Origin of the sequence: Streptomyces sp. YPW6, from assembly GCF_018866325.1 — a bacterium.
Classification (GTDB): Bacteria; Actinomycetota; Actinomycetes; order Streptomycetales; family Streptomycetaceae; genus Streptomyces.
The window spans coordinates 3,689,245-3,713,173 of record NZ_CP076457.1 but is presented as its reverse complement, the minus strand read 5'-3'; the positions used below and the strand labels follow the sequence as shown (position 1 = coordinate 3,713,173).

General features: G+C 68.6%; 22 protein-coding genes and 1 tRNA gene. 9 read left to right on the top strand and 14 right to left on the bottom strand.

Translation table 11 applies throughout. The features are described 5' to 3' along the window. Positions 1–58: 58 nt before the first annotated feature. The 5 genes from KME66_RS16505 to KME66_RS16485 all read right to left on the bottom strand — a co-directional run bounded on the left by KME66_RS16505 (position 59) and on the right by KME66_RS16485 (position 4,932). Positions 59–1,993 carry a copper resistance CopC/CopD family protein gene (locus tag KME66_RS16505; protein ID WP_216323238.1) on the bottom strand — a complete coding sequence of 645 codons (1,935 nt, stop codon included), beginning with the start codon at positions 1,991–1,993 and terminating at the stop codon, positions 59–61. Positions 1,994–2,007: 14 nt separating this feature from the next. Then, entirely contained in the window at positions 2,008–2,457 is a 450-nt protein-coding gene (locus KME66_RS16500; protein WP_216323236.1) for a copper chaperone PCu(A)C, read from the bottom strand. After that, a complete protein-coding gene (locus KME66_RS16495; RefSeq protein ID WP_073223065.1) occupies positions 2,454–3,113 on the bottom strand; it encodes an SCO family protein in 660 nt (219 codons plus the stop codon). The genes KME66_RS16500 and KME66_RS16495 overlap by 4 nt, the downstream gene beginning before the upstream one ends. 44 nt (positions 3,114–3,157) lie before the next feature. After that, on the bottom strand, positions 3,158–3,910 hold the full coding sequence (locus KME66_RS16490; RefSeq protein ID WP_073223067.1) for a YcnI family protein: 753 nt from the start codon (positions 3,908–3,910) through the stop codon (positions 3,158–3,160). A 149-nt stretch (positions 3,911–4,059) separates the two neighbouring features. After that, positions 4,060–4,932, bottom strand: a complete 873-nt coding sequence (locus KME66_RS16485; protein ID WP_216323234.1) for a hypothetical protein — start codon at positions 4,930–4,932, stop codon at positions 4,060–4,062. A 413-nt stretch (positions 4,933–5,345) separates the two neighbouring features. On the opposite strand from KME66_RS16485, the gene KME66_RS16480 reads away from it, so the two are divergent. Beyond that, complete coding sequence (locus KME66_RS16480; protein WP_073223071.1) at positions 5,346–5,840, top strand: ATP-binding protein; 495 nt, start codon at positions 5,346–5,348, stop codon at positions 5,838–5,840. 37 nt (positions 5,841–5,877) lie between these two features. Here the strand turns inward: KME66_RS16480 and KME66_RS16475 are convergent, their stop codons facing one another. Together KME66_RS16475 and KME66_RS16470 are read right to left on the bottom strand one after the other, a co-directional pair. Continuing rightward, the gene (locus KME66_RS16475) at positions 5,878–7,359 is read right to left on the bottom strand and encodes an aminopeptidase P family protein (RefSeq protein WP_216323232.1); all 1,482 of its coding nucleotides are present in this window, start codon (positions 7,357–7,359) and stop codon (positions 5,878–5,880) included. Positions 7,360–7,486: 127 nt separating this feature from the next. Continuing rightward, positions 7,487–8,974, bottom strand: a complete 1,488-nt coding sequence (locus KME66_RS16470) for a PP2C family protein-serine/threonine phosphatase (RefSeq protein ID WP_216323230.1) — start codon at positions 8,972–8,974, stop codon at positions 7,487–7,489. A gap of 671 nt (positions 8,975–9,645) precedes the next feature. On the opposite strand from KME66_RS16470, the gene KME66_RS16465 reads away from it, so the two are divergent. Beyond that, positions 9,646–10,395, top strand: a complete 750-nt coding sequence (locus KME66_RS16465) for a bifunctional DNA primase/polymerase (RefSeq protein WP_216323227.1) — start codon at positions 9,646–9,648, stop codon at positions 10,393–10,395. A 593-nt stretch (positions 10,396–10,988) separates the two neighbouring features. Here the strand turns inward: KME66_RS16465 and KME66_RS16460 are convergent. The 3 genes from KME66_RS16460 to KME66_RS16450 all read right to left on the bottom strand — a co-directional run bounded on the left by KME66_RS16460 (position 10,989) and on the right by KME66_RS16450 (position 13,837). Beyond that, positions 10,989–11,954 carry a DUF5926 family protein gene (locus tag KME66_RS16460; RefSeq protein WP_073223082.1) on the bottom strand — a complete coding sequence of 322 codons (966 nt, stop codon included), beginning with the start codon at positions 11,952–11,954 and terminating at the stop codon, positions 10,989–10,991. A gap of 234 nt (positions 11,955–12,188) precedes the next feature. After that, the gene (locus KME66_RS16455) at positions 12,189–12,905 is read right to left on the bottom strand and encodes an ATP-binding protein (protein ID WP_216323224.1); all 717 of its coding nucleotides are present in this window, start codon (positions 12,903–12,905) and stop codon (positions 12,189–12,191) included. Positions 12,906–13,000: 95 nt separating this feature from the next. After that, positions 13,001–13,837, bottom strand: a complete 837-nt coding sequence (locus KME66_RS16450; RefSeq protein ID WP_101928013.1) for a glycerophosphodiester phosphodiesterase — start codon at positions 13,835–13,837, stop codon at positions 13,001–13,003. 201 nt (positions 13,838–14,038) lie between these two features. On the opposite strand from KME66_RS16450, the gene KME66_RS16445 reads away from it, so the two are divergent. After that, the gene (locus KME66_RS16445) at positions 14,039–15,721 is read left to right on the top strand and encodes a trypsin-like peptidase domain-containing protein (protein WP_216323221.1); all 1,683 of its coding nucleotides are present in this window, start codon (positions 14,039–14,041) and stop codon (positions 15,719–15,721) included. 86 nt (positions 15,722–15,807) lie between these two features. Beyond that, positions 15,808–15,894, top strand: a tRNA-Ser gene (locus tag KME66_RS16440). Positions 15,895–16,057: 163 nt separating this feature from the next. Here KME66_RS16440 and KME66_RS16435 read toward each other — a convergent pair. Next, complete coding sequence (locus KME66_RS16435; RefSeq protein WP_216323218.1) at positions 16,058–16,813, bottom strand: GntR family transcriptional regulator; 756 nt, start codon at positions 16,811–16,813, stop codon at positions 16,058–16,060. A 78-nt stretch (positions 16,814–16,891) separates the two neighbouring features. Between KME66_RS16435 and KME66_RS16430 the strand changes: the two genes are divergently transcribed. From KME66_RS16430 to KME66_RS16415, 4 genes are all read left to right on the top strand, one after another. Then, entirely contained in the window at positions 16,892–17,170 is a 279-nt protein-coding gene (locus KME66_RS16430; RefSeq protein ID WP_024491522.1) for a hypothetical protein, read from the top strand. A 526-nt stretch (positions 17,171–17,696) separates the two neighbouring features. Continuing rightward, a complete protein-coding gene (locus KME66_RS16425) occupies positions 17,697–17,921 on the top strand; it encodes a hypothetical protein (protein ID WP_216323215.1) in 225 nt (74 codons plus the stop codon). Further along, a complete protein-coding gene (locus KME66_RS16420) occupies positions 17,918–18,661 on the top strand; it encodes a GntR family transcriptional regulator (RefSeq protein ID WP_216323212.1) in 744 nt (247 codons plus the stop codon). The genes KME66_RS16425 and KME66_RS16420 overlap by 4 nt, the downstream gene beginning before the upstream one ends. Further along, the gene (locus KME66_RS16415) at positions 18,658–18,960 is read left to right on the top strand and encodes a hypothetical protein (RefSeq protein ID WP_216323209.1); all 303 of its coding nucleotides are present in this window, start codon (positions 18,658–18,660) and stop codon (positions 18,958–18,960) included. Before KME66_RS16420 ends, KME66_RS16415 begins: the two co-directional genes overlap by 4 nt. Before the next feature lie 135 nt (positions 18,961–19,095). Here KME66_RS16415 and KME66_RS16410 read toward each other — a convergent pair whose 3' ends face one another. Next, positions 19,096–20,037: a restriction endonuclease gene (locus tag KME66_RS16410; RefSeq protein ID WP_215039859.1), complete on the bottom strand. Its 942-nt coding sequence runs from the start codon at positions 20,035–20,037 to the stop codon at positions 19,096–19,098. A gap of 360 nt (positions 20,038–20,397) precedes the next feature. Between KME66_RS16410 and KME66_RS16405 the strand changes: the two genes are divergently transcribed. Further along, the gene (locus tag KME66_RS16405) at positions 20,398–21,498 is read left to right on the top strand and encodes a Swt1 family HEPN domain-containing protein (protein WP_216323206.1); all 1,101 of its coding nucleotides are present in this window, start codon (positions 20,398–20,400) and stop codon (positions 21,496–21,498) included. A 36-nt stretch (positions 21,499–21,534) separates the two neighbouring features. Here KME66_RS16405 and KME66_RS16400 read toward each other — a convergent pair whose 3' ends face one another. Continuing rightward, positions 21,535–22,062, bottom strand: coding sequence for a hypothetical protein (locus tag KME66_RS16400; protein WP_216323203.1), 528 nt, complete (start codon positions 22,060–22,062; stop codon positions 21,535–21,537). A 44-nt stretch (positions 22,063–22,106) separates the two neighbouring features. Then, a complete protein-coding gene (locus KME66_RS16395) occupies positions 22,107–23,747 on the bottom strand; it encodes a reverse transcriptase domain-containing protein (RefSeq protein WP_216323199.1) in 1,641 nt (546 codons plus the stop codon). Between the last annotated feature and the right edge of the window lie 182 nt (positions 23,748–23,929).

Sequence of the window (23,929 nt, the reverse complement as noted above, 5' to 3'; positions counted from 1 at the left end):
CGGGTCGGCGGCCGTTGTGGCGCGGGCCGGGTCCTGCTTCCTGGTCTTGCTCACGTGCTCAGCCGATCTTCGTGTTCTTGTCGATGGTGACCTGGTCGATGTCCGACGTCCGGACCGTCACGTCGATCGTCCAGTCCCCGGCCATCGGAATCTGTACACCACTCGCCGACCAGTGCCCCTCGGCCAGCCGGTCGGGGACGACCGGCAGCGGGCCGATGTCCTTCGACTCCAGGGTGAGGGCCAGCTTCAGCTCGGGGACGTCCATGGGCTCGCCGTCGCTGCCGTCGATCCACACGTGCAGATCGTTGGAGCCGGTGCGGCCGGGCTCGATCCCGATACGGACGGTGCCCTTGCCGTTCCTGCCGCCGGTGTCGAACGGCATGCTCAGGTTGACCGGGCCGCCGGCCGCCGGGGCGGACGCCGCGGAGGAGCCGGCGGCCTCCTCCTGCGTACGGCCCGGCTCGGTGGACGTCAGCATGGTGGTGACGACCAGCAGGACGACGGCGACGGCGGCTTCGGCCAGCACCGAGCGGCGCAGTCCGGAGCGCTCCGGGTCGGCGTCCCGTATCCGCTTCTTCTTCGTCGCGGTCAGGGCGGCCCGCTGCCGGGCCAGTTGCGCGGCCCGCTCGGGGGCGACGTCGTCCGGCACGTCGTCCGCCTCCTCGGCCTCTTCGCCGGCCGCGTCACTTCCGGCCGCGTCACCGCGGGCCTCTGCGGCGGCCGCCGGGTCCGTCAGCCGTCCCGTCCAGCGCCGGGAGAACCAGGCGACCCCGAGCAGGAGGGCGATGAGCGCCACTTTGAGGATGAGCAGCTGCCCGTAGCGCGTACCGGTCAGCGCCGTCCAGGAGCCGACCTGCCGCCAGGACTGGTAGACCCCGGTCGCCGCCAGGACCGCGACACTGCCGAACGCCACGGCGGAGAACCGCCGGACCGCGGCGCTGCCGATGTCCGGCGTGCGGTACAGCGCGACGAGGAGGGAGGCGAGTCCGCCGAGCCAGGCGGCGACGGCCAGCAGGTGGAGGATGTCCACCGGCATGGCGATGTTCGTCTGGATGCCGGTCGAGGCGTGCTCGGACATCGACCAGGTGGCGGCGATGCCCGTCGCGACGACCCCGCCCCCGACGGCGAGCCCGAAGGCGAGGTCCTTCCTCTCCCGCTCGTCCTCCCGCCGCGCGTACGTACCGAACAGCACGGCGGTGAACAGGGCGGCGGCCCCGAGCAGCAGCAGCCGGGAGACGAGGGCCGCGCCGGGCTTGGTGTCCAGGACGGACTGGAGCCCGGCGAGGTCGAAGGCGTCGGCGAACTTCCCGCTGCCGGTGTAGGGGTAGCGCAGCAGCAGCATCACCAGGGTCGCCCCGGTCAGGGCGAGCCAGCCGCGCACCACGAGGCGTTGCATGGGCAGGGAGGCCGCGCCGCCCCGCCAGCAGACGAGGACGAACGCGCTGCCGCCGACGAGCACCGCGAATCCGCCGTACGCCGTGTAGCGCGCGATGTCGTAGAGGAAGCCGACCGGACCGCCGCCCGCCCCCTCGGAGGGCAGGGCCACGGTGGTCTCGGAGGGGGCGCCGATGGAGAACGTGAACGCGCCGGAGATCGGGTGGCTGTCGGCGGAGATCGCCTGCCAGGCCACCGTGTAGGTGCCGTCCGGCAGTCCGGAGTGGAGCGATACGCCGTAGCGGACGGTGGAACCCTCGGACAGCTCCTCCGGCCCGGCCTCGGTGTCGGCGCGCTTGCCGCTCGGGTCGAGGACCCGGATGGAGTCGTCGCCCACGGCGATCGCCTCGGAGAAGCTGAGGGTGACCTGCTGCGGCGCGGTGTCCACCACCGCCCCGTCCGCCGGGTCGCTCCCGGTGAGCGCGGCGTGCGCGGACGCCGGCCCCGCGCCGGCCAACAGCAGCCCGAACACCAGGCAGGCCAGCGTGGCGAGGAGCGCGGCGGCGGCGAGCGGCCGTCGTATCGGGGAGGGCCCGGCGCAAGGGGCGGTGGCAGACATCTGGGTTCAGTCCCTCACTGCTTCTTCGGGTTGTAGGTGGTTTCCTTCACCGGCAGGTCGACCGTGATCGGGCCGGCCTTCTCGAAGTGCAGCTCGACGGAGACCTTCTCGCCCTGTTCGGGCTTCTGCTTGAGCCTCATGAACATGATGTGGCTGCCACCGCGTTCGAGATCGAGTTCGCCGTTCGCGGGCACCTCGAACGAGGAGACCTCGCGCATCTTCTGGTTCTTCGTCTCGTGGATCGTGACGTCGTCGGAGAGCGGGCTGGTCACCGAGGTGAGCCGGTCCGCGGTCCCCCCGCTGTTCTGGACGACGAGGAATCCGGCGGCCATGTCGCTGACCGGCTGCGGCATGAAGGCGTCGACGACCGTGAGCTCGGGCTCGCTGTCCGACGAGCACCCGGCCAGCGTCAGCCCCGCGGTGAGGGCGAGGACGCCGGCGAGAGCCGTGCGGCGGCGGTTCACGGCGTCTCTCCCTTGATCAGCGCGGGGAGGTCCTCGGCGTACTCCTCGGCGGAGGTGTCCTCGCCGTAGAGCACGTACCCCTGGTCCGTCTTCGGGGAGAAGGCGATGACCTGGGCGCCGTGCATCGAGACCACGGTTCCGTCCTTCTCCTTCTTCGGGGCGTCGATGCCGATGCCGATCTGCCGCGCCCCGGCCTGGATGGTCGGGAAGTCGCCGGTGAGACCGGTGAAGGTGGGGTCCTGGGCGGCGAGCCACTTGCCGAGCGAGGCGGGGGTGTCGCGCTCGGGGTCGGTGGTGACGAAGACGACCTGGAGCTTGTCCTGGTCGGCCTGGGGCAGCTCCCGCTTGGCGAGGGAGATGTTGCTCATGGTCAGCGGGCAGACGTCGGGGCAGTTGGTGTAGCCGAAGTAGATGAGCGTCGGCTTGCCCTTGGTCGCCTCGCGGAGGTCGTACTCCTTGCCCTCGGTGTCGGTGAGGACGAGGTTCGGCTTGGTGAACGGCTGGTCGAGGACGGTCGCGGCCTTGTCCTTCGGCGCGACGCTGACGTCGGCGACGGCCGGGGAGCCCGCCTGGTCGTCACCGGTGCCGCAGGCGGAGAGGGCCAGTGCGGCCGCGGCGGCGAACGCCACGGCCGTCACTGCTTTTGTGTTGCGCATGAAAGGGATGTCCTGAACGTGGTGCGGGTGAGGGAGCCGGCCGGTCAGGCCGAGCGGCGGCGTCCGGCGAGCACGCCGAACGCGATGCCGGCGGCACCGATGACGATGCCGATGATGCCCAGGGTGCGGGCGGTGGTGTCGCTGGAGGAGGAGGACGCGGCCGCTTCGGTCTTCTCGGTCGACGCGGCGGCGGTGTCGGCGGCCTTGTGGTCGTCGCCCTCCTCGGCGTCGTCGGCCGCGCCGCCACCGTGGTGGTCGTCGGAGGCGGCGGACAGCTTCAGGACCGGGGCGGGGCTGTCGGGCTCCTCGCCGCCCTCGGTGGGCTCCTCGATCCAGCGGACGACTTCCTTGTTGTCGTACGTCTGGATCGCCTTGAAGACGAGCTGGTCGGCGTCCTCGGGGAGCGCGCCGACGGAGACCGGGAACTGCTGGAAGTAGCCGGGGGCGATCTCGCTGCCGTCCGCGGTCCAGGTCACCTTGGAGACGGCCTCGGTGATCTTCTTGCCGTGCACGTCGAGAGGCTTGTCGAGCTTGCTCTTGTCGATCTTGATGTCCCAGCCCGGGACCGCCTGCGGGGTGACGGAGGAGAGCGGGTGGTCGGCGGGGAAGTTCACTTCGAGCTTCACCGTCGAGGCCTGGTCGCGCTCGTTGGGGACCTTGAAGTTGAGCGTGGCGTACCCGCCCTTGGCGGCCTCGCCCACCGGCTGGACGCTGACGTGGGCGGCGGCCGGGCCGGCGACCAGCAGGACGGTGGACGCGGCGGCGGCGCCGGCGAGGGCGATACGGGAAAGCTTCATGGCAGGAATCTCCACAGGTAAGCGGAACGCGGTGGTCCGGCGCGCGGATGCGCGTCGGCATCGCGACACCTCGGGGTGCGGTTCCGTGCGGACGCTCACGCGCACAGGGGTGTGGGTGAGCCGCCGCGGGGTCCGGTGGAGGCGTCGCGTCAGGCTGCGAGGGCGTACGGGGCCGGCGGAGGCCCGCGCCTGATCACCAGGTGCTGCAGAGGATCCCCGGCGCTCGGCACGGGGACGTCGTCACCGTGGCGCGGGGCGTACGGTCCGGCCACGGGCTGCTCCCGCTCCCCGGCCCGCAGCGCGCGGACGAGGGCGAGCGCGGCGCGCAGGGACCGGAGCCTGGCCCCCGCCGCCAGCGCCTGGGCGCTGTGGGCGGAGAGCCGGGCCAGGGCGAAGAGGGCGATCTCGCCGCGGCGCAGCAGCCAGCCGGTGGTGAACGCGACCAGGACGTGCGCCAGGAACATCGGCAGGCTCGGCAGCATCGCGGAGACCGCGGCGCACACCTGGGCGATGCCCGAGACCCCGTCCGGACCCGTCGACGCGGCGATCTGGGCCGCTCCGGACGCCCCGCCCGCCGCGGCATGGCCGTGTCCCCCCGGCAGGGTCGACGGGTCGATGCCGGCGGAGGAGACGATGCGGTGGGCCTCGGCGGCGTTCAGCCCGGCCGGTCCTTCGCCGCACACCAGCCCGGAGGCGAACCGGATGAGCGGACTGTCGCCGCCCGCGGTCCTGGCGGCGCCGGCCGGGGCGCTGGCGTGGCTGCCGTACGCGAAGAGCATGTGCAGGAGGACCTGCCCGCCGGCCAGCGCGCCCACGATGCCCGGCAGGGAACGTTCCCGTCCGGCGAGGACCGTGGCGACGGCGAAGACGCCGAGGAATCCGGCGAGCAGCGTCCACGCGGGGACCGCCGTACCGGCGGCGAGCGTGTGTCCGGCCGCGGACAGCACGACGCAGACCGCGGTGAACACCGCGGCCCTCATGAGCCGCAGACCGGCTCCGGCGTGTGCGCGAGGCGTGGACATGGCGGGGACATCATCGCACTGCACCCCTGCGCGCCGTACGGCAGGTCCGGAAGATCAGCCTCCGTCCCCAACCGTGCTTGTTGCGCCTGTTCGCGGGGGATGTACGGACCGGGGCGCGCACCCGCGGTGACGGGGCGGGCCGCCGGTGACCGGGAAGGGAGTCCGGTGACCGGGAAGGTAGGCCGGTGAGCAGGACGGGAGGCCGGTGACCGGGAAGAAGGGCCGGCGACCGGACAGGGAAGCCGGTGAGCGGGGGCGGGGTGCGGTGACCGGCGGCCGGGCCGGTTTCCTACACCGGGCGCCGCAGGGTCCACATCCGCCGAACGAGGGCTCTCCCGCCCGAACCGTGCTTACGAAGTGCCGAGTGCGGCAATACGTATCGATACGTCGAGCCGCAGCCAGGAGGCTGAAAGATGAGCATCTGGTGGTCTCTCCATTTGCGGCGCGAAGCTGCGAGCGTTCCGCTCGCCCGTCGTTTTCTGCTCGGCACCATGGAAACCGCGGGGGTGGATCCGGACATCTCCTTCGACCTGTCGGTCGCGCTCAGCGAGGCCTGTGCGAACGCCGTCGAGCACGGCGGCGACCGGACGGTGCTCGGGGAGCCCGGGGATTTCGGGACCGGCCGCCCCGCCGCGGACTCCGGGCAGTACCGGGTCACGGCCTATCTGGACGGCGAGACATGCCGTATCGAGGTCACCGACTCGGGGCCGGGATTCCCGTCCCGCCGCGCGCTTCGCCCAGCCGCGCATTCCCACCGGGCCGAGACCGACGCCGAGAGCGGCCGGGGTCTCGACCTGATCGAGCAGCTCTCCGACCACGTCCAGTTCGGCAACCGGCCGGGCCGCGGCGCGGTGGTGAGCTTCGACAAGGCCCTGAAATGGCGCGAGGGCGCGCTGCTCACGGTGTAGTGAGCGGCGCGCCCCGGCGCGTTCCGTGCGGGAGGGGTCAGCCCTTCAGCCGGGCCATCCACGCCTCGACCTCGTCCGCCCGGCGCGGCAGCGAGTCGGAGAGGTTCCGGTTGCCGTCCTCCGTGACGAGGATGTCGTCCTCGATCCGGACGCCGATGCCCCGGTACTCCTCGGGCACGGTCAGGTCGTCGGCCTGGAAGTACAGACCGGGCTCGACCGTCAGGCAGACGCCCGGCTCCAGCGTGCCGTTGACGTACGTCTCGGTGCGCGCGGCGGCGCAGTCGTGGACGTCCATGCCGAGCATGTGGCCGGTGCCGTGCAGGGTCCAGCGGCGCTGGAGACCCAGCTCCAGGACCTTGTCCACGGACAGGTCGCCGAGCAGACCCCACTCGACGAGCTTCTCGGCGAGCACGCGCTGCGCGGCGTCGTGGAAGTCGCGGTAGTCGGCACCGGGCTTCACGGCGGCGATGCCCGCCTCCTGGGCCTCGTACACCGCGTCGTAGATCTTGCGCTGAAGCGGCGAGAACGTGCCGTTGATCGGCAGGGTGCGGGTCACGTCGGCGGTGTAGAGGTCGTTGGTCTCGACCCCGGCGTCCAGGAGCAGCAGCTCGCCCGCGCGGACCGCGCCGTCGTTGCGGACCCAGTGCAGGGTGGTGGCGTGCGGTCCGGCGGCGCAGATCGAGCCGTAGCCGATGTCGTTGCCCTCGATGCGGGCGCGCAGGAAGAACGTGCCCTCGATGAAGCGCTCGCTGGTCGCCTCGGCCTTGTCGAGGCTCTTCACGACGTCCTCGAAACCGCGCGCTGTGGCGTCGCAGGCCTTCTGCAGCTCGGCGATCTCGAAGGCGTCCTTCACCAGGCGTGCCTCGGAGAGGTGGACGCGCAGCTCCTCGTCGCGCTCCGCGGTGACCTTGTCGGTGAGGGCGGCTTCGACGGCGGCGTCGTGGCCGCGGACGTTGCGGACGGGGCCGGTGGCCTCGGCCAGCGCGGCGGGCAGCTCGCGGACGTCCTTCGCGGGGATGCCGAGCAGCTGCTCGGCCTCGGCGAGGGAGTTGCGGCGGCCGACCCACAGTTCGCCCTGGCCGTCGAGCCAGAACTCGCCGTTCTCGCGGTTGGAGCGCGGCAGCAGGTAGACGGTGGCCTCGTGGCCGGTGTCGCCCGTCGGCTCCAGGACGAGGACGCCGTCCTGCGTCTGGTCACCGGTGAGGTACGCGTACTCGGTGGAGGCGCGGAAGGCGTACTCGGTGTCGTTGGAGCGGGTCTTCAGGTTGCCCGCGGGGATGACCAGGCGCTCGCCGGGGAAGCGGGCGGAGAGCGCGGCGCGCCGGTTCGCGGTGTGCTCGGCCTGGGGGATCGGCTGGAGGCCCTGCAGCTCGGTGTCGGCCCAGCCCGACTTCATGTTCTCGGCGAGCTCGTCGGAGACGGCCGGGTAGAGGCCGTTCTTCCGCTGCTTGATCGCCTCCGCCGCTTCGTTCTCCTCGGTCTCCTGCTCCGGGTTCTCCGGGATGAGCTCCTCAGACACGATTTGTCTCTCCTTGATACGACACTGGACCATCACCCATCGTACGGGCGTACGGAAGGGGGCCCAGGGCCGAAGGGCCTCTTACCGGAGAGAGCCGCCGGGCATGACCGGAGACAGCCGCCGTACGTCAGTCGAAGCGGGCGGCGAGGATCACGACGTCCTCGGTGGAGTCGCTCCGGTCGAGGCCGTCGGGGAGCATCGTGCGCAGGACGTGGTCGGCCACGGCCGCCGGGTCGTGCCGGGCCGCCTTCGGTACGGAAGCGGCGGCGGAGTGCAGCCGGGCGAAGGCGCGGTCCATCGCGTCCCCGGTGCGGCGCAGCAGCCCGTCCGTGCAGAGCAGCACCGTTTCTCCGGGCGCGGGGCTGAACTCCACGCTCGGCGCCTCCCAGCAGGCGAGCATCCCGAGCGGGGCCGAGAGCGTCGTCTCGACGTACTCGCAGCGCCGGTCGCCGAGGACCAGCGGCGGGGTGTGCCCGGCCCCGGCCAGCACGACCTTGCGGGCGGCAGGCTCGCAGTAGGCGAACAGGGCGGTCGCGGTCCGCGCGGGTTCGGTGAGCCGCAGCAGGAGTTCCAGGTCGGAGAGTACGGCGACGGGGTCCTCGCCCTCCATCACCGCGTACGCCCGCAGGCCGGCGCGGAGCCGCCCCGCCGCGGCCATCGCGCTCGGACCGGACCCGCCGACGGAGCCGACGGCGAGGCCGAGGGCGCGGTCGGGCAGCGGCAGCGCGTCGTACCAGTCGCCGCCGCCGCGGGGTCCGGTGCGGTGGCGGGCGGCGAGCTGGACGCCGGGGATCCGGGGGAGCCGGCTGGGCAGCAGCTCCTCGGCGACGGCGGCGACGTCCGACCGGGCGCGCTCCAGCTCGGTCAGGCGGGACAGGTGCTCGGTGGCGTAGCGCGCGTAGAGGCCGGCGAGATGGCGCTGCTTCTGCGCGGGCGCGGCCGGTTCGTCGTAGAGCCAGAGCACCGCTCCGAGCCGTCCGGCCGCCTCGGAGGCGAGGGGGAGGGCGTAGCTCGCGGCGTAGCCGAGCCGGGTGGCGACCTCGCGGTGCCGGGGATCGAGGTCCTGCTCGCCGAGCAGGTCGGGCACGGCGATCCCGTCGGCCGTGCCGGGCAGCCCGTCGAGGACGCGGCCCAGCGCGGTGGCCGCACGCGGAACGGTCTCGATGTACCCGAGCTCGGCGTGGGAGAGTCCGAGCCCGCGCGTGGCACAGGGGCCTTCGCCGTTCGCCGGTTCCAGAACGAGAAGTCCGCGGCGGGCTCCGACGAGGGCGGCTCCGGCCTGCAACAGCTCGTTCAGGGCGGTGTCGAGGGTGCTCGTCCCGGCGAGCCGCTCGGTGAGTTCGTGCAGGGTCGTGAGATCCGAGACCCACCCCGCCAGACGGTCCTGGATGAAGGCTCCGGGCGGCCCCGGGATCTCCGTCAGGGGTGCGGAAGTGTGTGCTGAAACCGGAACCTCTGGATCGATTCCGGCCACTTTCGGCAGATGTGGGGCGCTCATGGCAGCCAGCCTTCCGACCGGTGCGATTCGTCGAATAGCATCGCAAACCCCCATGTGATTCTGCGCCACTATCAATGCATCCACATGTACACGCACAAGTAACCCGATGTCCAGCATTGTCCCTTCGGGGACCGGGCGATTCGTCTCCTCCCAGTGTCGGTTGACTTGGCCGAAAAATGCACCCCGTGGACGCTATTTGCGATCGACTGATGCCGCTCGACAGGGATACCTCCGGGGTCAGCTCGCCGGAGGAGCGTCATCCCGGGCATGCTGGGTACGTAAACGGTGATGCGCGGGCGCAGTTGTGATCGCCCAGGAACCCGGCAGCGGGTTCGGGCGTCCTAACCCGTGAACGTGACGCCCCCGCCCCGGACGGTGGGGTTCGCACCAGGGACGGCAGGTGAGGCGCGGGCCATCCTCGCCCGACGACCGCCGGCCCGGCTCGACCCGCTCGGTTCGACCCGCACGACTCCGCCGGAGCAGCACGACTCCGCTCGGTCGGTGAGACCTTGTCCGGTTCGACTCCGCTCGACTCCGCTCGGTTCGGCTCTGCTCCACCCGGCTCGCTGTTCCACCCCGGTTCTCCGCTCCACCCCGGCTCCCTGTTCCACCCCCGGACCGGTTCTCATCGGACCGATTCCACTCGGCTCGGCTCACGCTCGGTACCGACAGCACGCCCGTACCGCGGAACTGACGAGCACGTACGCACAGCGAAGAGATGCACACGTGATGTCACGCGAGCGTGGTGTCACGTGGACTCGGCGTTCAACGGAAAGGAACGAGCGCTCATGCGCGAGATCCTCGGAAGGCGACGCAGGCTCCGGCTCCGGCGCAAGGAGGCGACCGCCCGGCTCGACGCGGCCCTGACCTGCGCCACCGTATGGCGATGGCCCGTGCTCCCCGGAGTGGGCGCGGCGCAGGACGCCGCCCCGTACGGCGAGAGCGCCGGCCTCGGCTGCGCCTGCCCCGAACCCGACTGCGCCGTACCGGGCGCACACCCCTTCGACCCCGGCCTGCTGGCGGCCACCACGGACGAGCGCATGGTGCGCTGGTGGTGGGCCTGCCGCCCCGCCGCCCCCGTGCTGCTGGCGACCGGCGGCCGTGCGCCCTGCGCGGTGAGCCTGCCCGCCGTGGCCGGCGCCCGGGCGCTGAGCTCCCTCGACGCGCTGGGCATGCGGCTCGGCCCCGTCGTGGCGACGCCCACCCGGTGGTCGCTGCTGGTGGCCCCGTACACCCTGGAGCGGCTCGGCGAGCTGCTGTACGCGAAGGACTGGGTGCCCAGCTCGCTCCGGTTCCACGGCGAGGGCGGCTACCTCCTCCTGCCGCCGTCCCGGACCGGCGCGGGCCAGGTCCGCTGGGAGCGTACCCCCGCACCGCTCGCCGCATCCGCCACCGCGGCAGCGGCGCCTCCCGGGCGGGCGAAGGGCGGTGCTCCGGCGGTCGCGGCCCCCTGGCTGCCGGACGTCGAAGCGGTCCTGGACGCCCTGGTCGAGGCGAGCAGCGGCGCGCCGGGCGGGGGCAGCAGGCTCGCCTACTGACCTCTTGGGGTGCGGGTGCGGGGTGCATGGGGTGCGCGAGGTGCGGGGTGGTCCTTCCACGCATCCCGCCGTCGCTCCGGAGGCCGCAGCGGCCGGTCCTGGCCGGTCCTGGCCGGTTCGGTGACCGGTCCGGTGGCTGGTTCGGTGACCGGTCCGGTGGCCGGGAGATGATCTGGCGGGTCGCCAGGAAGCCGCAGGCCAAGGGCTTCTGGCCGGTTTGCGGAAGTCATCCCGCCGCCGTCGAGGAGGCGCCGCTGCGCGCCGGAACGGACCGGATACCGACGTCCGGGGGCTGAGGGGCGAAGGCCGAAGTCCGCCGGGGTGGACCCGAGAAGGGGTGCCGTAAGCGGAAGGGAGCGGCGGGAGAGCGGCGTACGGCCGCCGCGCCCGGGGGGCGTCACAGGGCGGGCCGCAGCCGGAAACGAGGACGCCCGATCGCTGGCGACGGGGGATGCACCAGCGACCGGGCTTTTAGAACCGTAACAAGAGATCTGCTGTTCGCAAATTCGATCTCGCCTGTAGGGACGCCGATTTACCTACGAGTACGGCGAGTTGTGACGCGGGTCACCGTCTGCGGCGCCCTGGTGTCACTGTCAGCTGAGGGTCACCTGACGGTTGGTGAGACCGCCCCGGGCGCGGCGTTCCTCGGCGGTGAGCGGGGCGTCGGACGCGAGTGCCGCGGCCAGCCGCTCGGCGAACTCGACGGCGGGCTTCTCGCACGCCTCGGCCCCCATCGAGCTCGGCAGATCCCAGACGGGGACCACGAGACCGTGTGCCCGGAACGAACCCACCAGGCGGGTGTCGTCGCCGAGCGAGGAGGTGCCCGCGGCGTGCAGCCGGGCGAGCGCGTCGAGGAGCTGCTCCTCGGGGTGCGGCATGACCCAGCGCAGGTGGTTCTTCTCCGGTGTCTCGCACCAGTACGCGGCGTCGACGCCGGACAGCAGCGTCGTCGGGATCGCGGCGGCGTTCGCGCGCTCCAGCGACGCCGACACCTCGGAGGTGGCGTTCTCCGCGTCCGGTACCCAGAACTCGAACCCGGAGTGCACCTCCGGCTCGAAGGCGGCGTCCGGGGCGAGCAGGTCCTGGAGGCGCGGGCCGTCGGCCGGTACGCGGCGGGCGGCGACCGGGGAGCCCGGCTCGGCCTCCAGGGCGCGCTGGAGGGTGTCCGCGAGGTCGCGGCTGAGGTCACCGGAGGAGGTGTCGTTCTGCAGGGCGAGCAGGACGGAACCGTCGTCTCGGCGCAGTGCCGGCCAGGCCATCGGCAGGACCGTCGCGAGCTTCACCGACGGAACCCCTTCGGGGAGCCCGTCCTTGAGGGTCAGCTCGACCGTTGCGGCGGGCACCAGCTCGCGCAGCGCGACCCAGTCGCACTCGCCCGCGAGTCCCTCGAAGGGGCGATGCACCAGCTCGGTCACGGCCTGGGCGGCGGCGCGTCCGTGACATGCCTTGTATCGACGGCCCGATCCGCACGGGCAGGGCTCACGGGCCCCGACGACCGGGATCTCACCGTCCTTGAGCTGCTGCTTCCCGGCCTTGGACTGAGGGCGCTTCTTGGCCATGGTGGGCATTCTCCCGATTGCGACAACGCGGACTCGGCGCGAGCCTAGCCGCCCGGGGAGCCCTGCCCCGCTCACGTACGCGCTCGGACCTTGTCGTCCGCCGCGCCGGGGGAGCTTCGCGGGGGACCGCTCAGGGCCGCTCCGGCGCGGCCTGCCTCGCGGGCCCCCTGTTCGGGGGCCCTGCTCCGGGCCTTGTGCTCGGGTGCCCGGTGCGCTCGGGCCGTGCTCCGGCGCTCAGCCCACGTCGTCGAGGACGTCGGAGAAGTCCAGGCCCTCGAACCCGGGGAGTCCGCCGATGCCGTTCGCGGCGACGGCGCTCGTACCGCGGCCGTTCCGGTCGGAGCCGTTCCTGCCGGAGCCGTTCCTGCCCGGTCCGTGCGCGGCGGATCCGTCCGGGCCGAAGCCATCGGCGACGCCGGGCGGCTTCTCCGAGGAGACCAGGGCCCAGACGGTGACCTCGCCGGGTGCGTCGTCCCGTACGCCCCACTCCTGGGCCAGGGCGCTGATGATGTTGAGGCCCCGGCCGCCGCGGGCCGTCACCGAAGGGGTGGCCGGAACCGGGCGGGTCGGGCCGCCGCCGTCCGTGACCTCCACCGTGAGCCCACCGCCGGTGTCCACCCGCCAGGCGGCGCGGACGTCCCCGTCGCCGACGTCGGTGTGCTGTCCGAGCGGCCTGCCGTGCCGGCAGGCGTTGCTGAGAAGTTCGGAAAGGATCAGAACAGCGTCGTCGACGACCGCGTCCGACACCCCGTTGCCACGCAACTGCTCACGCATCCGGTGTCGTGCCTGCCCCACGCCGGCAGGGCCGTGAGGAACGGCCATGCTCGACGACGCGGGCACCTCTTGTGCCACCACCAACGCCACCCCCGAGACCTCCTTTGCCCCACGCCACGGGTTGGATGCCCCACTGAGCTGGACCGGAAACCGGCCGATGCGCCGCAGGTGACGCACTCGTAACGATCGAACGCGCAGCGAATGCGCCGGAGCACACCCCGTAACGGTCGAGGTCGGGGGCGTTGCGTGCCCCCTTCCGTACTCATTTCTGACTACATGCGACCGAGTTGGGAGAGAACCTGCTTGGGCCGGTTGGTGATGATGGCCTCGACGCCGAGTTCGGCGCACAGTTCGACGTCGGCCGGCTCGTTCACGGTCCACACGTGCACCCGGTGCCCCGCGCGGTGCAGCCGCTCGATGTATCCGGGGTGGCTGCGCACGATCCGCATCCCGGGCCCCGCGATCCGGGCCCCGGCGGGCAGCCGCCCGTCGCGCATGCGAGGGGAGAGGAACTGCATCAGGTAGACCGTGGGAAGGGTGGGGGCGGCCGCCTGGACGCGGTGGAGGGAGCGGGCGGAGAAGCTCATGACGCGGACGGGTGAGGGCCCCTCGGCGGGCGGTTCGGCCAGCCCGAAGCGGTTCAGCAGCCGCAGGAGCCGCTCCTCGACCTGTCCGGCCCAGCGGGTGGGGTGCTTCGTCTCGATGGCCAGCCGCAGGTCCCGCCCGGTGGCCCGTACCTCGGTGAAGAGCTCCAGGAGGCGTTCCAGGGTGAGTACGGAGGTGAGCTCGCCCGGCACCGGATCCCAGTCGGGCGACTCCTCGCGGTCCTTCCAGGAGCCGAAGTCGAGGGCGGCGAGGTCGGCGAGCTCCAGGGCCGACACGGCGCCGCGCCCGTTGGAGGTGCGGTTCACCCGCCGGTCGTGGACGCAGACGAGATGACCGTCGGCGGTGAGCCGGACATCGCACTCCAAGGCGTCGGCACCGTCCTCGATCGCCTTGCGATACGCGGCGAGGGTGTGCTCGGGGGCGTCTTCGGAGGCCCCGCGGTGGGCGATGACCTGGATGGAGGTGTGGGCGCTGCGCTGCCGTGCGTGGGTCACCCGGGCCATGGTGTCACCGCCGCGGGGGTGGCTGAGCACATGTCACCCTGGAGGTCTGTTTTGTCGGATGTAAAGATTGGTGTGCGGATGCACAGGTCCTGTTTACAGTGGCCCGACGTGTTGTGGGAAAGGCTGACCGCAGACACGTGCACAGCGGATTTCTTGCCGAATGCCGACTGGATGCCGAGTGGAACCGAGGAGTAAAGAGCTGTGAGCACCGAGAACGAGGGCAACGAGGACCGCGCGGTACCGGCCGTGCCGTCCGTTCCGTCCGCACCTCCCGTGCCGGCCGACACTCCCGAACCGGCCGCCGACCCGGCGGAGGGCGTTTCGGGTGCGCCCGGCGCTGCGGACTCCGGAAGCACCGGCGCATCCGACGCGGGGACGGCTCCCGCCGCTCCGGCGCACGCGGAGGCGCCGCGCCACACCCCCACGCACCAGGGCGCTCCGGCGCACCCCGGGTCGGCGGGCGCTCCCGCGTACGGCCAGGGTGCCGCCCACCCCGCCCCGAACCAGCCGCCGCAGCCCTCCCCGTACGGATCGGCCCCCGGCAGCCAGGGCGCGGGCCCCGGCTACGGAGCGGAGCCCGAACTTCCGCAGGGCGCCGCTTCCTGGCCGCCGCCCCCGCCCGCCGTCCCGCCGTACGTCGGCGGGGACGCCGGTCACCCGCACGGTCACGCATCCGGCGGGGTCGGCGACGGCAGCGGCCACGGCCCGGTCTGGGGCGCTTCGGTCCCGCCCGGCCCGGGCCCCGCGGGTGGCAAGACCGGCAGGAACCGGGCCGGCGGTCTGGTGGCGGCCGTGGCCGTGGCGGCCCTCGTCGCGGGCGGCATCGGCGGAGCCCTCGGTTTCTGGGCGGCCGACCGCAACGACAGCGGCTCGTCCGGCAACTCGACCACGGTCTCGGCATCGGACGGCCCGAAGGACCTGAAGCGCCCGGCGGGGACGGTGGCGGGGGTCGCGGCGAAGGCGCTCCCCAGTGTGGTCACGATCGACGCCCAGGGCGGCGACGGCGGGGGCGGCACGGGCACCGGCTTCGTGTACGACAAGGAAGGCCACATCCTCACCAACAACCACGTGGTGGCTTCCGCCGCGGAGTCCGGCGAACTGTCGGCGACCTTCTCCGACGGCAAGAAGTACGCCGCCGAGGTGGTCGGCCGGGCGCAGGGCTACGACGTGGCGGTCCTGAAGCTGAAGAACCCGCCGCAGGGCTTGACGCCCCTCCCCCTGGGCAACTCGGAGAGCGTCGCGGTGGGCGACTCGACGATCGCGATCGGCGCGCCCTTCGGCCTCTCGAACACCGTCACCACGGGCATCATCAGCGCGAAGAACCGCCCGGTGGCGTCCGGGGACGGGCAGAGCAACAAGAACTCCTACATGAGCGCCCTCCAGACCGACGCGTCGATCAACCCGGGCAACTCCGGCGGCCCGCTGCTGGACGCGTCGGGCGCCGTGATCGGCATCAACTCGGCGATCCAGTCGACCGGCGGCGGCCTCGGCCAGTCCCAGGCCGGCTCCATCGGCCTGGGCTTCGCGATCCCGATCAACCAGGCCAAGAACGTCGCCGAGCAGCTGATCAAGACCGGCAAGCCGGTGTACCCGGTGATCGGCGCGACGGTGACGATGGAGGAGAACACGGGCGGAGCGGCGATCTCCGCCGAGGGCGCGGGCGGCACCCCCGCCGTCACCCCGAACGGCCCGGCGGCCAAGGCGGGCCTGAAGGCGGGCGACGTGATCACGAAGTTCAACGACACCGTGATCGACAGCGGCCCGACCCTGATCGGCGAGATCTGGACCCGCAAGCCGGGCGAGAAGGTGACCCTGACGTACGAGCGCGACGGCAAGGAGGCCACGGCGGAAGTCACCCTGGGCCAGCGCGAGGGCGACAGCTGACCGGCTAGGCTGTCCCACGCGTCGCCCCGGCCCCTCACGGGCCTGACGGCCCATCGGCTTGCACAGCGACCGGGCGGCCGACGCGGGGTGGGTTGCCCGAGCGGCCTAAGGGAACGGTCTTGAAAACCGTCGTGGCAGCGATGTCACCGTGGGTTCAAATCCCACACCCACCGCAGGCGAGAGGCCCCTGACCAGTACGTATGGTCGGGGGCCTTTGCCATGCCCGTTCCCTGCCAGGTACCGCTGTTCCCCTTGGTTTCCCGCTCTGTCGGGCACGGAAGGGGCACGCGGGGGGCACGGCTGGGGCACGACTTTGGAGCTGCCGGGGTCGGATCGTCAGCGGTTGATCGGGATCTCGTAGACGATCTCGCAGTGCGCTGCGGGCACCACGATGTCCGCTGTCTCCACGGGGCGGCCCTGGTCGCTGTAGTACGTCCGCCGGATGTGCGTCACGAGTGCGGCTTTCTGGATGCCGAGTAGCGATGCTTCCTCGGCGGTCGCGTGCCTGGGTTCGGGCTGCTCCACCGCGTGGCTGATGGTGACTCCGATCTCGGCCATGCGGTTCACGACCCCGGCTCCTGCGTGGGGCCCTCCCTCGGGGAGAACGACGAGGGTGCCGCCAGTGACGGCGTACGGCTCCCAACTCGTCGACAACTGGACTGGCTTCCCGTCCGCAAGGAATTCGTACGTCGTCCGGACGCACGGCTCGCCTTCGCCGATCCCGAGCCGCGTCGCGATCTCCGCCGGGGCCGGCACCTTCGCGTCGGTCCGGCTCTCCCAGTCGCTCTGTAGCCGAAGGGCCTTCATGTCCTGTTGGAACGGGGACCCGCTGGGCTGCTCACGTGCCGACGACCGGACGACTCTCACGCGCTCCCGGGGCTCGGCGACGTAAGTCCCCGATCCGGCCCGGCCTTCCAGCACGCCTTGGGAGATCAGCAACTCCTGTGCCCTGCGCACCACGTTCTCACCCACGCCGCACTCCTGGCCGATCTGGGCGCGGGACGGGAGGCGGTCACCCGGTTCCCAGACGTGCTCCGCGATGCGCTGCCGGAGTTCGTCGGCGATGCGGAGGTACGGCGGTTGCTCAGACATATGGAAAATCTAGTCCACTAGCTCTAATCTAGTTAACTAGCTTCACTGAAAGTGATTTCGGGCAACGGAGGGTGCGCTGTGTCCGCTTCGGAAGTCACCGCAGCGGCCATCGCCGCCCGCTTGTCTGCCGCCGGCCTCCGCCCGCGCGTGGAGGAACACACCCAGTTCACGACGGTCGAGGCAGAAGTACCGGACACGCTCTCCGCCGACTCATGGCGGGAGGTCCTGGACGCGGTGGCCGATGCCGATCGATTCGGGCTCGTGGCCACCAGCTTGAACGGCCGCACCTTATGGGCGGTCGTACGTAAAACGGTTCCCACGACAGGCGACGTCGGGGGACCGGGCTATCAGCGATAGGAGCTGAACAGCATGCTCAACCGTATCCGCCAGGCCATCTCGCGCACCAGAGCGCGGTGCTTCCCCAACGGCCGGCATCGCCGTCCCTTAGCGCCCTTCCGGCCGCTGACCTCTCCCATCTGCCCCTTGCCCGCTGACGCTTCAACCGTCGCCCTGGGACGGACTCCGGCCGGCACAGTCCACCGTTCCCCGCTGAGGGGAGAGGACGTCGCGCTTGTCCGCCCGTACCTGCTGGCGTGGGAAGAGCAGCGTGCACGGACGCGCACGGTACTCGTCGCCCCGCACCTGCCGGCCGATGCCTGGTCGGCCCTCGCGGGGGCCCACTGATGACTCCTCGCCGACAACCGCACCCAATGGGCACAGCTTCCGCCCCCTACCGCTCGATCGCCTGCTGGATTGGCACGCACCACTCCTGCATCGAGCCGTCTCCGCCTGCGACGACGGACGACGTGCCTGTGATCTACGAGGTGTGCGTCTGCCCGTGCCACCCGGCCCCCGACCCGTTCGTGCCCGTGGAGGCGACGGCATGAGGACCCCAGCCCCCGGCGGCGCGCTGGTCTCCACCGTCGAGGTCACTGCGGCCTCCGTGCAGCGCGGCGACATCATCCAACTCGGTGGTCAGGCCTGCCGAGTGAGCGACCTCTTCCAGCTCCCCCAAGGGGCCAAGCAACTGGTCTTCGAGTCAGGCGAACTGCTGGCCATACACGCCCGTACCCGGCTCACCGCCCTACGACTGCTGAGACGGCGGTGACCGGCCTCGTGCCCCGACGCCATCACGACATCGCCGACGACCTACGCCACCAGATCACGACGGGCAGCATCAAGCCTGGCGAACGCCTCCCGGCCGAAGCCGGCCTGGCCGCTCAGTACAGGGTCAGCACGGTGACCCTGCGACGCGCTCTCGCAGTGCTCCAGGGCGAAGGGCTCGTCGAGAAGATCCACGGCAAGGGGAACTACGTCCGTCACCCCCGCCGCAAGATCATGTACGTCGGAGGCTGGGGCACGCTGGACCCCTGGACCGCCGCTGAGCCAACGTTGCGCATCACGGTTCGCAGCACCACGGTTCCGGCCTCCGTGCACCTGACGACGTTGCTGAAGGTGCCAACGGGCAGCCCCCTCGCGGAGTACACCTGCCTCAGCCTCGAACAAGGCTCGCCGCACGGCCTGGCCCGCATCTACATCCCGCGCGACCTGGCCCCGGCCGGAGTCCTCGACGACGACTCCGTGTGCCAGGAGGCAGCCACGCGATTCGCTGTCCTCGGCCCGTCGCCAGCCACCATCCGAGAGACGGTCTGCGCCCGATCTCCCACCCCAGACGAAGCCTCAGCCCTCCGGATCGGATCCACCACGGCCGTCCTCGCAATCACTCGCATCGCCACTGACCCGACCGGCCGCGTCATCGAAGCCGCACTCCTCGCCTTCCCCGGAGATCGCGTCGACGCCGTCTTCACCACCCACCACGTGCTCGACGAGAGGCAGACCCAAAGATGACGGCACCGAACGAACTGCGGCTTCTCCCGTGGCCAGGCCCGGAGGGCAAGCCCTGTTACCTGAGCACTGACGACCCGGGCGGCTACATGTCCCGCCTGGCGGAAGACGTCGAAGCGATCCAACTCGGCACAGCGGCCGACCTGCTGGAAGAGGCCTCGGAAGTCCTCGACGACCAAGACGCGGACCCGAACGACCTGCGCCGCCTGGGCCACGACCTGACAGGCGCCCTGAGGAACGTGCTCCGCGTTGCGGCCAGCCGCGGCCATCGCCTGGCGGCGAGCGAGCCCCGCCGAATCTGAAGGAGCGGCGGCACAACAGCGACCGCCGAAGACAACCTTCCTTCAGCGACGGGGAGGGGATCCCGAGCATAGATCTGGGGTTCTCCTCCCCGTTGCACTGTGCCAGCGCGGCTCCGACCACGCTGGGCTGCTGGCTCAGTCTGTTCCAGAGAAGATGGCCGACACCGGCAAGTAGCAGTGACCAGTCTGGCTGGCGTGCTGCCGCTTCCGGGCGATCAGGTCGTCCAAGCGGATGCGCTGCTCCAGTACCGCCATGAAGTCGCTGCCGTCCATCGTGATGAAGGGCGTGCTGTAGCTGTAGACGGCCAAGGCATCGGAGGTGAAGCCACTCATACTGACGTACAGGCCCAGCGTGTTCTTGCCCTTACGCTCGATGTTGTTCTTAAAGATGTCCAGCATGGAGCGGCCGATGGGCTCCTTCCACCACTTGGCTTCAATGACGTAGTGGTCGGTGGCGTAGGTGAAGGCCCCGTCGATTTGCTCATGATCAAGGCTGTAGGACGCCCGGGGCTCGAGGTCGTAGAGACCAAACAGTTCGTTAATGAAGCGCTCAAGGTCGGTACCACGTTTGTGCGGGTCTGCGGCAGCATGCATCTCGAGGAAGCACAGTTGAAGGGCCTCGTGATCGGCATTGAACAGCCGGGCTTGCTCAGCCTGCCTGGCGCTGTCTGCGATGGTGGCGACGTGCTCCCTGTGCTCCTGAACGACTGAACGGTGGTGCTCCGTCCACTCGCGCAGATCGACCACGGCCGCTTCGGCACGCGTCACCATCTCATCCCGATCTACCTGCTGTTCTAGGTTCGGGAATCGCTTCATCTCTGCGACGTCGAGCATGAGCTTGATGGTTAGATCGCGGTACCTGGCTTCATTGGCCCCGAGGAGGTCGACGAGGTGGCCGGATGTCTCCCGCTTGGTACTGCTGAAGTCGAGCCGCGCCAACAACTCGCTGTGGTCTTGCAGCATCCCCCGCAGGTACCGTTCAAAGGGCGGTTTGTTCCAGAAGATCACTGTTAGTGCGTCGGCCAGTGCGATGTAGGCACGCGGGTTGATCTTCTTGCTACCTGCGCTCTGCGCCATGCTCCCCCTCTTTCCCAGCCCAACCCAGGCATACAGCCATATCAACACGGTAGCGCGGGGACAGCCGTTGAGCTGCACCACAGTGAAGGCAGCACTGGATGTCATCGGAACAGGCCGTGGACCGGGGACTCCAACGGTTCCGGTGGCCGCTGCCCACGTCCACCAGGGGTGCCGTTCGGCTCGGTTCCACGGCGACTGGCAGGTCCGCCGGCCGTCGTGCGGCTTGTAGAGCACCGGGTCATCGGACTGTAGGCGCTGGCACTCTGGAACCCATGAACTGACTTGTCTGGAGCGGCCCACGATCGATCGCGTCAGTCAAAGCAGTACACGTCGGCCTTAGTTGTGTAGTAGAAACACGCTATGAGCGCCGGAGACCCCATCGAAGAACAACGTCGACAGCTGGAAAGTTGGCTCGGCTCGGATAGCTACGGCGCCTTGCGTGCTGTCGTACCCAGCGTTATGCCTGCGCAGTCCTTGGCTCTCTACGCCCGGTGGTGGCAGTTGGAAGCGTGGCTGCGGGAACTCATCTATGTAGAGCTACGTGCTCTGTATGGCGCGAATTGGCTTGATAAATTGCGAGCTGCGTCAGGACGACAGGCACAAGATGCGGCGTACAAACACATGTCAACTTCCGATAGCGAAAACCCGCTTGCCTATCTTGACTATAGTCAACTTTTGCAGGTTATCGAAAATCACTGGGGACAGTTTGAGTATGCACTGTTGGAAAGTGGCTCTTGGAATGGGCGCCAAGAGGAGTTGAAGAGGGTACGCCATCGTATTGGCCATATCCGCAAACCGCATAGGGATGACATGGGTCGCATTGAGCAGACTCTTCGCGATCTTGAGCGGGGTGCCTTTATCGCTTGCGCTGCATACAATAAGCGCATACTGCCGAGTCCGCAAAAGTTCAGAGATGCCATGACGGCCGGATGGGTTGCAGGAGAGCATCCCACTGCGCAGCGCCTAATTCGACACGCAGATATCCAGTATGGAGTAGGTCTGGAAGTAAGAGTTAGCCGGCGTCCGTGGGCATCGTGGCCGGAAGACCTTGAGAAAGCCGAGGGACTGTTCTGGCATGCAAACTTCTACTCGCGAGACCGCGCGGTTGATGTTCGGCACCTGTGGAATGAACTTCGAGGAATCCGTCCTCTAATTGTTCACATGCTCGCAAGTCACCCTCATCATGTTGAATTCACCTTTAGCTCCGTCGATGATTCTGCGGGTACAGCCGATGTTATTGGGGCCTGTTTCGACGCTCTTCTGTATTCCCGGCGGCATGGCAGTAGAGGAATAGAGGGCACAGGCTTCGACGACGAAGGCTTGGCAGAATGGAGGAGTCGAACAGACTCTATCGATTACCGAATCATGAGCAGTAGCGGATGGACGATCGTGAGCGAGGACACTATTCCCATTAGCATGTTCGGCGCGGGTGGAGGGGTGGAGCTTATTCCGGAATGGTAATCTGCTTCGTTGATTGCGGCGAATTCTTATAAGGCGTCAGGACGCGGGAACCGCGATAGCCGGAAACTTGGTCAACAATACTTTGTCGAAATGTAGGACGAAATCTCGCGACACAATAGCAGACCTAACCGCCACTTCGGAAGAGAAGGCGATCATCCTTCCGTTTGCCTGGGCGGCGAGAACACGCGCGTACTGCTCTTTCAAGCGAAAGAGATCCTTATACTTACTTACCTGTAGATCGGTAAGTTGGCCGTCACCATGCACGATGCTGTTTCGTAGGTCGATGACCGCATCAAAATCCTGAGAGGCTTTATCTCCGGATACGTTGATGTTGAAAGCGGCGCTTAGCCACTTGCGTCTGGAATCCCACGTTCGGAAGATCGAGTCCTCTACTTCTCGGTGCAGCGTGCGCGCCAAGGGAAAAGACATGGCGGCGTCATCTGAAAACAGGCTCTTGATCGCCTTATCTACGTGAGCTTCGACCAGCGTGGCACAGGAGACCACCGCTGCCCGAATGCCCTCCTCATCAGTGTTGGCGTACGGCCTAGTCCCTAGAATGCTCACCCTTCGCAGCACACCTTCACCGCTCTCTGTAAGCCGCCAAACGGTCAATTCTGCTCTCCCCAGGAGAAGGCTTCGCGATTCAGTGAACCTGCATTGGCAACAGATTTCCTGAGGGAAGCATTTAGATTCCCTTGACGGCCCATGGCTGCCGCAATCGCATGTTCTGATATTTTGGTCGACGTCTTCAGTAGTTCCACGGTCACGTCATCGGTCAACGTCCCGAATTTAGCCGACACCCATGCGGCTTCCGCCCTTACCATTTCATGCCGGTCGATGCACTGCTCTCCAGCCCAGTTAAGTACCCAATCGCAATCTGCAGAGCTGCCCTTATGGAGCTTCCCTGCAACGTGGAGCAGCCAAAGTCGTCCTGACGGTCCAATCCGCCCCGCTTCAATTATATTTCGGACTAGAGACCAGTTATCTTCAGTCTCAGAAAAAGACTCCATGCGACTGAGGATGTATTTGCAAACTCGTTCCAGGCGTACCGGTTCCCGAAATATGAGGCTCGTAAAGACTTCAGCTTCAATCCGAAGATCGTCCTTTTGGAGAACTGTAATGGCCAGGGGGAGCATGCGTCGGAGCTCTTTTGCCTTGTAGGTCTCCATGTCGGGCTGGCGCCCTGCAATCATGGCCTTCCAGTCGACAATGATGCGCCGCATTGACTCCTTCAACGCTTTTTCATCGTCGGGCGGAATTTCTACGACTTCTTCCTCGTCGTAGTCCCGCTGCACCAGTTGAACGAGGGTGAGGCGGGATTTTGCGCTGTCGAAGTACTTTTTCTGCAGGATCTCTCTGTTCTTGGCTCGTGCCCTGTGAGCCTCGGTTCGCATGATGCCTGTCTTGTCGGACGACAAAATGAGCCCCAATTCGCGTGCATACTCTGCCGCGTACTCGATTACTCCGTTCGCCATCTCCCAGTTCTTGACCTGGATGCGGAAATCGTCTGCATAGCGAATTACAGGCAGCTTGCGGCGCAATAGTTGGCGTTCCAAGACGCTAAGGTAAAGGTCGGCCAATCGGTCGCTTGGCGTCGAGAGTTGGGGTAGGCCTCGTCCGTTGAAAGAACACCTCTTAAGGAATGAGCGGATTGCATTAGCCTTGTCGTGATCCAAAGTCCGCATTAGGAGTTCACGATGCAAAATCTCATGGTCAATAAACTCGTAGCAGGCCGCAATGTCAATGTCGACGATGTACTCGCTCGGGGAATCATTGGCGAACTTCTCGAAGAGTTCCCAGTTCCCCTCACTGCGACTGTCAGGTTCTAGTTGCTTGTCAATGGAATCCACAAGAGCTGCGTAGAGGCACCTGGACGCCACGTCTGGAATTACGATTGGCCTATGTCCAAATTTTTTCTTTGGCATAGTGATGGTCTCAACAGAGATGGCGACGCTCGGCGTCAACGCAATCTTTGCAAGGCCCGCCAAAGTTTCATGCGAATTGGCCAGCGAGCGATCGGTAATCAGTGAAGGCAATCGGTCAAGTGGTTTTCCCAGAACGGTATTGACCGCTTTGGGAAGGTTCAAATTCTCCAAATTACTGTTCGCCATCTTCTCCGCCGCCTGCCGTTCAAAGGGTGAGGCAAACATGATGGCAGCGAGGCTCGGGCTCGTCACGGGTTTTGATCGGATCGACGAGGTCGGCGGAGCGGGTTTGGTCGGTGTCCTGCCCGGTTTGGGGTCGAGCATGATCAGGGGGCCGTACGCTGGCCGGCAACTCGGGCAGGCTGTGATCCTGCCCGGAATTTGAACGAGTGGCCCCCTGGTCTTGCTCGACGCGGGACCCGAACCGGGGAGGTGGCTAAAGCCGTGGAGCCGACCGCCCCAGCCACAGCGGGTTTCTCCCCACCATGGTGCTCGCTCCAGCCGCG